Origin of the sequence: Bacteroides intestinalis DSM 17393 (assembly GCF_000172175.1) — a bacterium.
Taxonomy (GTDB): Bacteria; Bacteroidota; Bacteroidia; order Bacteroidales; family Bacteroidaceae; genus Bacteroides; species Bacteroides intestinalis.
This window is the reverse complement of the sequence record NZ_ABJL02000003.1, coordinates 34,117-46,646: the sequence shown is the minus strand read 5'-3', so window position 1 is coordinate 46,646 and position 12,530 is coordinate 34,117. Positions and strand designations below refer to the sequence as shown.

The window sequence follows — 12,530 nt, the reverse complement described above, 5'->3', positions numbered from 1 at the left end:
AACCTAAAACCATTTTTAACAAAAATAATTGTCCTATTATTTGCGACATTTATAGAAAATCACTATCTTTGAGTATTGAAAATAAAGAGATAAACAAACCTTTAAAGCTGGTTTGGCTGCCAGTATAAAGAACAGCAAACAAAATCATGAAACATTGCTTCTTAAATCCATTTCGTAGCCAACTGTTAGTGCTATTTTTCAGTATTAATTCATTAATCATTTTTTTATGAAAAAAGAGTTTACATTACGCTTAGACGATGCAGCCTGCGCAGAGTTAGAAAATCTAAAAAAATTATCTGGTGAAAAAACAGATGCTAAAGCTATTAGATTTGCTATTCAGAATTATGCAACTTTGAATGATAGGTATATTGAAACACAACGGCAAATAAGGACGTGGAAAGATAAATATGCAGCGTTAAATAAAGCTGTTGATGATTACTTGTCTTCTTTTGAAGCATTGAAGAAAACTACAGATTGATAGTCAATTATTAGAAATGTGAAAGGATTAATTTATGATTGGAGTAGAGAAGAAAATTTTCAGATTATCTAGTTCTGTGTTAAATCGTACTTTTAAGCAGGAAAAGAGTATTTTTTGTTCAATGGTGTTACGATTGATGGATACAGAAAACTATGCAAACAATTATTGCGATTCGCTAAGTCTTGTTCTTGAACTATTTCCAGAGATTGATAGGGAAAAGCTAGAAAAAGAATTGGATAAATACGTTTGATAGTATTTGAAATCAAAAATGGGCTATTAAACTAGTTAATAGCCTTATTTTAATACATAAATTCATGAAATATGGCAGCGGATATGACAGATGAAACGATTGCACAATACATGGAACGCATCGAGAAAATGAGCATAAAAGAAATTCAAAAAGAAATTGAATTTCTGGAAAGCCCCGGTTACAACTGTGAAGGACTGGTATGTGCAGACGGAGTAATTACTCCCCGGACAAAAATGCATCGTAAGGTTCTTTGGTATAAGAGAATGAACCAAAAGAGCCTAACAGCCCTGCAATGGGCAAAAGAAGGATATGTTGTAAATCCGGATGCAATAGGAAGAAAGTGGAAAAACAATCCTCACAATTCAAAGGCTATAATATATTATGTATCAGATGAAGTACATGAGGACAAAGAAGCGGCTAAAGAATTTCTCAAATCGAGGCGTAAGGAAAAGAAAGAGTAGTCTTTAGTTCACAGGTCTCTTTTCCAGATATATAAGTCAAGATAAAATGGGATTATCATACCAAATAACGCATAACAGAATAGTAATGAATCAAGAAAGAACATTAACCTTTGGTAAGTATAAGGGAACACATCGAAGTAATATTACTGGAGGCTTCTCAGCAGGTGACTTCGGTGGTTTAATTTATTCAATCGAAAATTTCAATGAAAGTGAATATGAGTTTTAACCAATAAAATGAAGATATGAATAATGAATTTATTGATGGTATTTGGTTTGCTGTTCAGCATATTGTAGTAGTCAGAGATATGCCAGCAATCGCAATAGGGATAATTAAGGAATCGAATCTTTCCATTGATGATTGTAAGGCTGCGCAAAAAAGGAGTGGTTCTTTTCACAATCAGATGATGAAGTTTATTGAAACAGAATTAGCGTAAAACAGTATAAATATGAGCAAAATTGAAGAAGCCTTCAGAGGCTTAGGAAGAACAGAGAAAGTGAGATTCATTTCGCAGAACATCGAGTATGCAAATGCGGTTGCAGTAGCCAGTTATGTAAAAGGTTATCTTTTCGATGTCCTTAATGATGTCGGAGATGATGAGTATATAGCAGCGTATCTCAGAGAAAAGGGATATGAAGTAAAAAAACAAGAATAATCCTCAAATCGATATATAAATAAACGAATTATGAATGAAAGAACAATCCAAATAGACGTAATTGGAAAAATAGAAGGTACTCAATTTATGAAGTGTAAGCTATATACAAATGAAAATATTGTCATTATCATGATGAATGAATTTGATTATGAACGGTTGAAAGAAGAAGGAATCTTCATAAGAGATGGCAAAAGTCGAGATTCAGCCGGGGTGTTGAATACAACCAATACTTTCATCGAAAAAAATTAATACTCAAAACAAAAAAGAATGATTATGGATAAAAAAGAAAAGAATTTTGCCACATACAAAGAATTTGCAAAGATGCTTCGGGAAGTGGCAAACATATACTCTAAACTGGGTGACGAACCATTGTTGAAAGAAGGATATGAGTATAACGCCATTAGAGATGCTGTTCAGTATGTAACGAACAAACACGATTTTGGTTACTTTATACAGCCTTGGAAGGATGAGTTTCTACGTATGCCTTTTGATGTGACGAAGCGAAAAAAATGGGCTGATTATGTGGCTGAATGCCATGCTACAGGAAAGGAAATAGATTACGATAATTATGATTGGGATAAATGACCATAATTTTTCGAATAGTGTGAAAGGGAATAGATGTCATATAATCAAAATATAGATAGAATGTTTATTGAATATAAGGTATATCGTAGGGTGTCAGATTTGAAGCCTTTTATATCTAGGGATGAACTTCCTTCTTGTCAGATGATTGGGAAAAAAAAGTTTGTAGGAAAAAAAGCAAAAATGGAGGCTGTTTATAGACTTACAGGGAAACGTTTGCCAGAAGACTATACAACAGAGCAGGTAAACAATTTTCTTACGGTAGAGCTTTTTAATACGTCTTTATGGCATAAGTATAGAAAGATTTACAATGAAGTTTCCAATGAAAAAGAAATTGTTGTTGAGAACTATAGTTATCAATATACATTAGTTGTAGAATTAGCAAATAAATCGAATTTATCATTGGATGAAGGAAAAATTGTACATTTTGTTATGTGCGAACTGTTAGGAAATCCTTGTGAAACGTATAAAGGGATGAAAAACCCTATAATTTCTTTACGAAAAGATTATGATAGATAAAGCAAAAACATTAGATGAATGCTTTAAGGAACTAATTCTTAAAAGAGGTTGGTCTAAAAATAGTCCATATGACCGCCGAACTGCATCAAGGCATAAAAAGCAATTCCTTGAAGGAACGTTGCCCGATGAATTTAAAAGAGTATATTTGCAAAGTGCTGGTTATACAATAGTGCAGCCGGAGCTTTGGCGACAGGAATTATAAAACAAAGAAAATGGACTGGAGGAACATAATAAGAAATCTATTAGAAATTATCATTGCTATTTTTAGAATGATTTTCATAGGGCTATTTTATATAGCCAAGTTTATGTTTGTGTTCTTTATTCTACTTTTTTTTGGAGTATTAATCAGTCAAAATAATAAGCGATGGTAAATAGAGAAATAAAAGCCCGAAAACGTGCGGTGAAAGAAGAAAAAGAAGAAATAGACGGTGAGATTGTTAGAATTAGGAAAGGGCATCCTCGTACAAATCTTCCTGTGAAACTCCCAGAAAATCCCACATGGCTGAAACAACCTAATGTAGTTACATTAATGGCTGGTGATTTTAAGACAGTACAGATTAGAATCTTAATTGCTGTTATAGAGAAATTACAGGATGTCATAGAATTAAGTATTCAGCATCTAGATAAATATGGTACATCTATTCCATGCGAGCAATTATCTTTATTTCAAGAATATTCAGACCGTATAAGAGTAGATATCGCATATCGGGATTTGGGCGTTAATCCAGACCAATACAAGGAAGTAAAAAGCATGGTTCGTAAATTAATCAGTATTCCTGTAGAGCTTGATGTTAAAGACCCAATAACAGGTGAGGATAGTTGGTCTATTACTGGTTTATTCACTAAGGCAAATATACCCAAAACTCCTTATTCAAGAGGTTTTTCTTTAGAAATGGATAGAGAGGTTGCTAAAGTTTTCATTAATGTTGATAGAGGTTTTACACGCTATATAAAAGAGATAGCTTTAAGAGCGCAAAGTAGATATACAATAAGAATGTATATGCTGATTAGCTCATGGAAAGAAAAAGGTGGTTTTTCTATCTATGTGGATAGATTTCGGAAATTCTTAAAATTAGAAGATAAATACCCCGAATTTAAAGATTTGTATAAACGTGTAATACGCCCTGTTTACGATGATTTGTTTGAACAGGCTGATTGCTGGTTTGAAATGGCAGAAGTTTATCGTAATTCAGGCGATACACAGCCTTATAAACTTAATTTCAAAGTTATTAAGTCTGCATTATCAAAGAAGGAAGAAGAACTATTAAAAGGACAAAAGAAGATGATAACGAATTTTTGTTCTTTGCACTTTGCAATGAAGGACGAGCATTTGCAGCAGTTTATTCCACAGATTACATTAAGCAACTATAAAGCAGTAGTAACTAAGATGCTTTATCTAGGCGAATATGTTAGAGATAACTGGAATAAAATTTCAAATAAAGCAGAATATTGTTTATCCGTATTATTAAAAGAAGTAGAAATACTCCCCGGAATGATTGGAGAAGAAAAAGAAGATGAATAAAAGTTGGGTTTTTGTCCCTAGGAGGGGTCTAAAAGTTGGGTTTTTGTCCCTAAGAAGTTGGGTTTTTGTCCCTAAGAAGTTGGGTTTTTGTCCCTAAGAAGTTGGGTTTTTGTCCCTGATTTTTTACAATTATCTGTTGTTTTTCAGATAGTTACCCTTTCATTTTTAAGGGTACTACCATCACTAGCTGATAAAAAAAAACCTGATAATCATACCAACACACAAAAAAGGAACTTTTCTTATTACATAAACCCATAAAAAAGGAACTTTTCTCATAATCTTAACACAAACTTTAGGGAAAAGAACATCTATTAACAAAAAAAGACACTATATGATACAAATAATCAATCAAAAGTTGGGTTTTTGTCCCTATCTAAAAAAAACATATTTTAAAAAGTTGGGTTTTTGTCCCTATCTAAAAAAAACATATTTTAAAAAGTTGGGTTTTTGTCCCTATCTAAAAAAAACATATTTTAAAAAGTTGGGTTTTTGTCCCTATCTAAAAAAAACATATTTTAAAAAGTTGGGTTTTTGTCCCTATGCTTTTTTGATATACTGTAGGGAAAGAAATTGATACCGAATTATCATTCCTGGCACACCCTGTAGAACGACCTTTTGATACCAAATACAAAAAGCAGCCGGAAGCCGGACGCAAAAAATTGATACCATAAAACATTAGGGAAAAAGAACAGGAACAAAATACAATATTATATATATAAATAATATGTGAATATATAATATATAAACAAACAATATATAATATGTGATTAACACGCTTCACTTCCAGAGTTCCAGAAAGAGCCACACGAAAAATCTTCTTTTCCCTAAAGTTCCTTGTGTCGTTTCTCTCTATACTTGAATACAGGAAAACGGCTGCATCATAAAAGAAAAGACACCGACACCATTCAGGAACTACCGCCCATCGGTAAAAGGATTGCATCTAATTGATACCTTTTCTGCCTGCACTGGAGAGAAACCGGGAAGGTATTTGATACCGTACTTTTCCGGGTTCTGCCCGGCATGGACGATAAGAGAACATTATTATGATACCAAAAAAACTTATCTAATTGTATTTTTTTCCCTTTTGTTTGGGAGGGTGTTTAGTAATTTATATATTTGCGTTTGTAGAAATTAATAGCAAGATGTGTTTTTGTGGACACAAAAACCAAATCTTGCCTGATAAATCAGGAGTTTAGCCCCCTCGCAACTTGGGGGCATATATTATTTAGTATCATAGTATGAAAGCAAATAAAAGAGATAGAATAGTGAAAGTTCGCTTAACGAATTTAGAATATGAAGAACTAACTAAAGCTTCTAAATCTAGCAAATGTATGTCAGATTATTTTAGACAGAGAGTCTTTAGGAAAGGAGTTGGTCTTATTGACCCTAAAGAATTTATTCGTTCGATGGATGAAATTTGTTTGGAAATGAAACGTATAGGAAATAATATAAATCAGTTGGCTAGGTATGTAAATATTCATAAGGAAGAAGTTAATCAAGAGGTTCTTAATGAGGTAGAAAAGAAAATGGCAGACTATGTAATTATGCAAGATAAATTGAATGTTACTTGGCGTAAGTTGATGTCAATCAAATAATATATGTATATATAATATTTATATATATAATTTTAGTGATAAAGACAGCGTTACTATTTCTTTTCCCTAAAGTTCCTTGTGTCGTTTCTCTCTATACCTGAATACAGGAAAACGGCTGCATCATAAAAGAAAAGACACCGACACCATTCAGGAACTACCGCCCATCGGCAAAAGGATTGCATCTAATTGATACCTTTTCTGCCTGCACTGGAGAGAAACCGGGAAGGTATTTGATACCGTACTTTTCCGGGTTCTGCCCGGCATGGACGAAGAGAAAACATTATTATGATACCAAAAACTTTAGGGGAAAATATTATATATATAAATAATATATGAATATATAATATTTGTATATTTATTGTATGAATAAATTATATTGAAATATTCTTTTATTGAATATTTGTTTGTATATTTGCGGTGTGAAGTTATAAATATGGTAGTAGTAGTTTTAAAAGCGGCAACTTCTTTCGCTGGTATTGATTATAATGAGCGAAAGAATGAGGAAGGCAAGAGTGAACTTCTTGTTGCAGAAAATTTTGCTATGAATCCAGATAATTTGAAGAAGTCGGATTATATAGCTTATATGGAATCTGTCTGTAGGACTAATCCAGCGGTCAAGGCAAAACAATTTCATGTAGTGATTTCATGTAAGGGGCGTGAATATTCGGCAGAGGATTTGAAAAATGTAGCTTTGCAATATATAAATAAAATGGGTTATGGAAATAATCCTTATATGATATATTTTCATTCTGATACAGAAAATAATCATGTACATATTGTTTCTACACGAGTACAGAAGAACGGACAGAAGGTAAAAGATAATATGGAAGCTGTGCGCTCACAGAAAGTCATAAATCAAATAATGAATGTTGATTTAGCTTTGAAGGCTAAAGATGATATTTCAAAATACATGGAGTTTTCTTTTTCTACAGTGCAGCAATATAAGTTGTTACTTGAACAATCAGGATGGAAATTAAGAGAAAAGGATGGATTATTAATTTTGTATAAGGGTGGTGAAAAGCACGCTTCAATTCAATTAGAGCAGATAAAAGATAAAGCTAAACAATATACACCTGATGAAGAAAGAAGAAAACAGATAACAGCTCTTTTATTTAAATATAAGCAAGGACTTTCCTATACAGAACTTCAAACTTTGATGAAAGATAAGTTTGGTATAAATTTAGTCTTTCATACAGGAAAAGGACATACTAAACCTTATGGATATACATTAATTGATTATAGAAATAAGAGAGTTTTGAAAGGTGGGGAAGTTATGGATTTGAAGGAACTTTTAGTAGAGCCTAATAAACAAGCAAAAGTTGAACACTGTAATAGTATAATTAATCTTCTTTTGAAAGATGGAACAAAATATACAATGGATAGTTTCAAGAAATTAATGTTAGATTACGGTTATAGGTTTTCAATGAATGGCACAATATTTATAAATGGTGATGATAAGGCTTTATTGGTTCTTGATAAAAAACTGTTGAAAGAACTTAGATATAATAGCAGAGTGTATGAAGCAAATAAATTTAATGTTGCTACACTTAAAGAAGCCGAGTTGTTAAGTAGAATTTATCATGTGAAAAAAGATGATATTTTGATTCAAGAGCATATGGATAAAAAAAATACTGTCTATACTGATATGATAAATAGTTATTTGGCTCATAGTTCAGATTTACATTCTACATTAAGAGAAAAAGGAATTCTTTTTGTTGAAGATGATAATTTAGTTTATCTAATAGATAAAAAGAATAAAGTAATCGTAAGTACTGATGATTTAGGAATCAATATTATAAAAGATGGCTATAGTAAAGATAGGATTACTCTAGTTACTCTTGATAAGATGGAAAGAATAAATGTTGAACAAGATTCAGAACTGGCAAGGGGATTTAATCTGATTGATGCTATTTGTGATATTCTTAGCCAGCATATAAATGTACAGCAAGATAAATCTCCTAATAGGAAAAAGAAAAGAGGACAGCAACAAAATTAATAAATATAAGTAAGATATGATAATATTATTTGGGAATCAGAAAGGCGGTTGTGGTAAAACGACTAATTGCATACAATTTGCCAACTATCTAGTAGAAAAAGGAAAAGAAGTTCTAGTATTGGATTTAGATTTTCAGCGTTCATTATCGGATAGAAGAAAAGAAGATATTGCGACCTATGATAATGAACCTAAATATGAGGTTATACAAACCGATATATCTAATGTTGCTAAAATTATTAGTGATTTTACTAAGGTTGAGCAAGGAAATCTATTAATAGATTTGCCTGGTAAGATTGATGATGATGCTCTGGGAACTATTCTTAAAGCTGCGGATATAATAATATGCCCATTTAAATACGATAAATTTACAATGGATAGTACAGGTTTTTTTATCCAAGTGTTACAGTATTTAAATGTAAAAGCTAAAATATTCTTTTTACCTAACAATATGAGAACTGCGGTAAGATATGAAACAAAAGAACAGGTAGTTGATATTCTTAAGCAAGTTGGTTTTGTTACAGATGAAATACCAGCTTCTGTTGCTATGGAACGTATAAATACATTAGCAATTAGTAATGAGTGTATTGATAAGGTGAAGAATGCTTATGATTATATCATTCAAGAAGGAGCAATAAAATAAAATATTCTTTTAATAGATATTTGTTATAAAGTTATTCATTTATTGTATATATTTGCACATGGCTGATAAATTAAGGAAAAAGCAAAATGAAGGTATTTCTAGTGTTCTGGAAATAGCTAAAATGATAAGAGGTGAAGAATTGCATGGGAGTAGTATAAATGAAACTCCTATTCAAGAAGCTAAATATGAAGTTGAAGAGGAGAAAGAACCACTTCATGTAGAAATGGAAACAACTTCTTCGGAAGTTTTTAATTTTAATGGCTCTAGTGAAATGGATTTGACGGACTTATTAGAGTACATTAAAGGAAAAAATTATAATTGCAAGGAAGTTCTATATGTTGATACAGATGTAAAAGAGGTGTTTGGGTTGCTCAAAGCTAAAGCCAAAATACCTATTTCATCTTTAGTTTCGTTTATTTTGGAAGATTGGTTAACTAAACACCGTAGCGACATAAGTTCTTTGATTAAGCAAAAAAAGAACCGTTTTCTTTAGTACAGAAAAAGGGTCGTTTTGTGAAACAAAAGATTTTTGGTTAGGCTATAGACCCGTCCAATGGGTTTTTCCTCATTGGACGGATATTTTAGATAGAAACAATAATTTCTTTAGGGATTCCTGTATAATATGCTATTTTTTCTACAGGAATATTATCTTCTCTCATTTTTATTATAATATCAATATTTTCTTTAGTAATAGAAGAAGGTATAAACGTAAATAAAATGTCTGACAATTTGCTTATAGCCTTAATAACTTTTTGTTTGTCAGATTCTTTTTTTAAGTCTATTCCACTGAAAGTTGAAAGTTTATCATGCAAAATAAGATAATATATTCCTCCTATTATTAGTGCAGATATAGTTACAATGTCAATATCTGTATTGGAGAATATGTTTGAGAATTTTTGGCATAAAGGTAACGTGTGCAATTCCCGTAGTTGAGCGGTACGTTGACTAGTTTCATTGTTATTAGCTAGTTCCCATTTTAGAAGTTCTTGCATGATTTTATTTTCTGATAAAGATTGAAATAAACCTACAAGAATGTTCATATATAGTGCTTTATCGTTACTAGATTGTTTTTGTGATTTTACAATATCGCTAAACCAATAGTCGTATTTTTTTACATACTCGTCAATGAACTTATTCAAATCATCATATCTGTTATAGAATTGTACAGGCTCAATTTCAGCTTGTCGCATAATACCTGTAACTGTTAGATTAGAAAATCCTTCAGTTTCAATTAAATGGGTTGCCGCATTAATAATGCTTTCCTTTATGTCTTTGGCACTTCTTCGCTTTCTCCTTTCTTTCATTATTATTTTATTTTTATGTTCTTATTTATATCATTAAGGTAAGCATTCGAAGAAATGCACCTTTTACACTTTGAGGTTTGGTTGTAGCTTTGCGGCAGTGAATACAATCAAACCTCAATTATTATGAACAGACAAGAATTTGAAGAATTAGAATTGCAGGTGCAACAAAGCGAGCTGCCGTTGAAGTCGTACCTTCAACAGATAGGTGTAAGTTATTCAACCTATCACTACTGGCGTAGAAAATGTTCCGTTGACAGGAGCAGTATCAAACACGAGTTGACTCCTATCAGTTTTAAACAGGCATTTACGGAGTCTTCCCAAGAAGAACAATTGCCGCATGGTGTTGCACTGCTGTTTCCTAATGGCCTTCGTGCCCACTTCGGGAACGGTTCTGAAGAGATACTGATGGAATTATTGACCCAAAGTCTTCGAGGCGGCCATGTTTAACCTGAACGACACGATGCGCTACTTCCTGTGTCCTGGCAGGACAGATATGCGCAAAGGTATCAGTTCGCTATGCGGAGTGGTACATGAGAAGATGAACAGTGAAGTGAGGAACGGTGATGTCTTCATCTTCATCGGTTCCAGCCGCAGGCTCATGAAACTGCTTCATGCCGAAGACGGAGGTATGGTAATGTATGTAAAACGTCTGGAGGCCGGTCACTTCAAGCTGCCGGAGTATGATCCCAAATCAAACAGCTATCCTATGGAATGGCGCGACCTGGTGATGATGGTTGAAGGCATACAGGAAAACCCGGAACAGAGGCTCCGGCGGTTAAGAGCCGAACGTAAGGAATACCATGTATAATATGTTTTTTGTGTGAGTAAACTTTGGATATTGTTGCATAATTCACTGTTAATTAGTATATTTACATCATTAAAAGAAGTATAGACAATGGAAGAAAAAGAAATTTTACTCAAGACGATAGAAGGGCTGAATGCCTCTATAGCCTCATTGTCTACTACTAATAAGAATCAATCCGAACAGATAAAAAATCTGCAGGAACGTATCAGGGAGTTGACGGCTCAGGTCGCATGGCTGAACCGTCAGCTCTTTGGTCGTAAATCGGAGAAACTTCGCGTATATGATCCTAATATGCCAGATCTCTTTGCCGACGAGTTTTCCGGACTCCGGCAGCAGGCGGAAGAAAAGCGGGACGAGGCTGTGGAAAAGATTGAGAAGGAATCGGTGGAAGACGTAAAACGAAATCGCCAGAACCGCAAAATGATAGAGGACTTGCCCGTATTGGAGACCGATACAATAGAACCGAAAGGCGTAGACTTGTCTTTATACCGTAGAATAGGCGAAGAGATAACAAAAGTCGTCAAGCACAAGCCGGGAATGCTTTACGTCAAGGTGATCATCCGTCCCAAATATGCTCTCAAGGATAGTACCCTGCTTCCTCCGGCCGGACAGAAAGGCGTAGAGATAGCTCCCATGCCGCTAATGCCGGTCGACAAGTGCATCGCTGACACCAGCCTGCTTGCCGAAATATTGCTTCAGAAGTATGAATATCATGTCCCGTTCTACCGTCAGATACAGCAATACCGCCATCTTGGAATGAAAGGTCTGACCGAAAGTACACTGGACGGCTGGTTCAAGAAAACCGTAGAATTGCTTAAGCCTCTGTATGAAGAACTCAAACGTGAAGTCTTCTCCTGTGATTATGTACAGGTGGACGAGACTACAGTTCCGGTCATCAACAGGGAAAAGCACAAGGCCGACAAGGAATATCTCTGGATGGTAAGATCAGTCATGGAGAGACTGGTCATCTTTCATTACGACGGAGGCTCACGGGCCGGAGCGGTCATCGAATCCCTGGCAAATCAATATAACTTCAAGGGATATCTTCAATGTGACGGTTTTGCAGGTTATGAAACAGCCTTCAAGGCCAACCCCGACGTGCGGCTGCTCAACTGTCTGGTGCATATACGTCGTCATTTTGAGCAGGCTTTGGATGAAAACAGGGAGATGGCCCAACATGCACTGACTCAGATACAGCATATCTATAAAATAGAACGTCAGTGTGACGAAGCCGGCCTGTCATATGATGAGCGCAGACAGAAGCGTCAGGAGCTGGCCCGGCCAATCATGGAGGCAATGAAGGTATGGATGGAGACAGAAGGGATTAAATACAGTCCAGGTTCTTTGACAGGCAAGGCCATTACATATGCCTATACCAAATGGGATAATATTATAAGATGCCTGGACGATGGTCGCCTGTACTGGGATAACAATCTGGCGGAAAACGTCCAACGCCCCATCACTCTGAGCAGAAAAAATTTTCTCTTCTGTGGTAATCACGAAGCTACGGTTAATATGTCTGTCATATGTTCTCTGCTGGCCACATGTAAGGCGCACGAGGTAAATCCCAGAGTATACCTGAACGATGTTATCGCACAAATGCCTTATCACAAGAAGGCAACCCAAGAAGAACTTTTGAATCTACTTCCACATAAATGGAAGTTGAAACATCCGGAATGTGTACTGACAAGGCAAAAGGAGGAATCTTGTAACTGATATAAACTG

18 protein-coding genes are annotated in these 12,530 nt (G+C 34.4%); 17 read left to right on the top strand and 1 reads right to left on the bottom strand.

Features of this window, described 5'->3' with window-relative positions; all coding sequences use genetic code 11:
* Positions 1–226: 226 nt before the first annotated feature.
* The 14 genes from BACINT_RS02050 (at position 227) to BACINT_RS01980 (ending at position 9,189) form a co-directional block, all read left to right on the top strand.
* A complete protein-coding gene (locus BACINT_RS02050) occupies positions 227–478 on the top strand; it encodes a hypothetical protein (RefSeq protein ID WP_004295365.1) in 252 nt (83 codons plus the stop codon).
* A 321-nt stretch (positions 479–799) separates the two neighbouring features.
* A complete protein-coding gene (locus BACINT_RS02040; protein ID WP_007559098.1) occupies positions 800–1,189 on the top strand; it encodes a hypothetical protein in 390 nt (129 codons plus the stop codon).
* Between the two features lie 85 nt (positions 1,190–1,274).
* On the top strand, positions 1,275–1,415 hold the full coding sequence (locus BACINT_RS24310; protein WP_007559096.1) for a hypothetical protein: 141 nt from the start codon (positions 1,275–1,277) through the stop codon (positions 1,413–1,415).
* 16 nt (positions 1,416–1,431) lie between these two features.
* Complete coding sequence (locus tag BACINT_RS02035; RefSeq protein ID WP_007559094.1) at positions 1,432–1,623, top strand: hypothetical protein; 192 nt, start codon at positions 1,432–1,434, stop codon at positions 1,621–1,623.
* A gap of 12 nt (positions 1,624–1,635) precedes the next feature.
* Complete coding sequence (locus BACINT_RS02030) at positions 1,636–1,842, top strand: hypothetical protein (RefSeq protein WP_007559092.1); 207 nt, start codon at positions 1,636–1,638, stop codon at positions 1,840–1,842.
* A gap of 30 nt (positions 1,843–1,872) precedes the next feature.
* Positions 1,873–2,091, top strand: coding sequence for a hypothetical protein (locus BACINT_RS02025; RefSeq protein WP_004295363.1), 219 nt, complete (start codon positions 1,873–1,875; stop codon positions 2,089–2,091).
* 18 nt (positions 2,092–2,109) lie between these two features.
* Positions 2,110–2,427, top strand: coding sequence for a hypothetical protein (locus BACINT_RS02020; RefSeq protein ID WP_007559090.1), 318 nt, complete (start codon positions 2,110–2,112; stop codon positions 2,425–2,427).
* 33 nt (positions 2,428–2,460) lie between these two features.
* Complete coding sequence (locus BACINT_RS02015) at positions 2,461–2,943, top strand: hypothetical protein (protein WP_007559088.1); 483 nt, start codon at positions 2,461–2,463, stop codon at positions 2,941–2,943.
* Positions 2,933–3,145: a hypothetical protein gene (locus tag BACINT_RS02010; RefSeq protein ID WP_004295360.1), complete on the top strand. Its 213-nt coding sequence runs from the start codon at positions 2,933–2,935 to the stop codon at positions 3,143–3,145. The genes BACINT_RS02015 and BACINT_RS02010 overlap by 11 nt, the downstream gene beginning before the upstream one ends.
* 162 nt (positions 3,146–3,307) lie before the next feature.
* Positions 3,308–4,465 carry a replication initiation protein gene (locus BACINT_RS02000; protein WP_007559085.1) on the top strand — a complete coding sequence of 386 codons (1,158 nt, stop codon included), beginning with the start codon at positions 3,308–3,310 and terminating at the stop codon, positions 4,463–4,465.
* Between the two features lie 1,238 nt (positions 4,466–5,703).
* Complete coding sequence (locus BACINT_RS01995) at positions 5,704–6,060, top strand: plasmid mobilization protein (RefSeq protein ID WP_007557662.1); 357 nt, start codon at positions 5,704–5,706, stop codon at positions 6,058–6,060.
* A gap of 433 nt (positions 6,061–6,493) precedes the next feature.
* Positions 6,494–8,056 carry a relaxase/mobilization nuclease domain-containing protein gene (locus BACINT_RS01990; protein ID WP_007660158.1) on the top strand — a complete coding sequence of 521 codons (1,563 nt, stop codon included), beginning with the start codon at positions 6,494–6,496 and terminating at the stop codon, positions 8,054–8,056.
* A gap of 16 nt (positions 8,057–8,072) precedes the next feature.
* Positions 8,073–8,696: a ParA family protein gene (locus tag BACINT_RS01985; RefSeq protein ID WP_004295355.1), complete on the top strand. Its 624-nt coding sequence runs from the start codon at positions 8,073–8,075 to the stop codon at positions 8,694–8,696.
* A gap of 58 nt (positions 8,697–8,754) precedes the next feature.
* The gene (locus BACINT_RS01980; RefSeq protein ID WP_007660157.1) at positions 8,755–9,189 is read left to right on the top strand and encodes a hypothetical protein; all 435 of its coding nucleotides are present in this window, start codon (positions 8,755–8,757) and stop codon (positions 9,187–9,189) included.
* Positions 9,190–9,277: 88 nt separating this feature from the next.
* On the opposite strand, the gene BACINT_RS01975 is transcribed toward BACINT_RS01980, so the two are convergent.
* Positions 9,278–10,000, bottom strand: coding sequence for a TetR/AcrR family transcriptional regulator (locus tag BACINT_RS01975; RefSeq protein ID WP_007660156.1), 723 nt, complete (start codon positions 9,998–10,000; stop codon positions 9,278–9,280).
* A 123-nt stretch (positions 10,001–10,123) separates the two neighbouring features.
* Here BACINT_RS01975 and tnpA point away from each other — a divergent pair, with 123 nt between their 5' ends.
* The 3 genes from tnpA to tnpC all read left to right on the top strand — a co-directional run bounded on the left by tnpA (position 10,124) and on the right by tnpC (position 12,521).
* Entirely contained in the window at positions 10,124–10,447 is a 324-nt protein-coding gene (gene tnpA, locus BACINT_RS01970) for an IS66 family insertion sequence element accessory protein TnpA (protein WP_007660155.1), read from the top strand.
* A complete protein-coding gene (gene tnpB / locus BACINT_RS01965; RefSeq protein ID WP_007660154.1) occupies positions 10,440–10,808 on the top strand; it encodes an IS66 family insertion sequence element accessory protein TnpB in 369 nt (122 codons plus the stop codon). The genes tnpA and tnpB overlap by 8 nt, the downstream gene beginning before the upstream one ends.
* Before the next feature lie 87 nt (positions 10,809–10,895).
* A complete protein-coding gene (gene tnpC, locus BACINT_RS01960) occupies positions 10,896–12,521 on the top strand; it encodes an IS66 family transposase (protein WP_007660153.1) in 1,626 nt (541 codons plus the stop codon).
* Positions 12,522–12,530 lie beyond the last annotated feature (9 nt).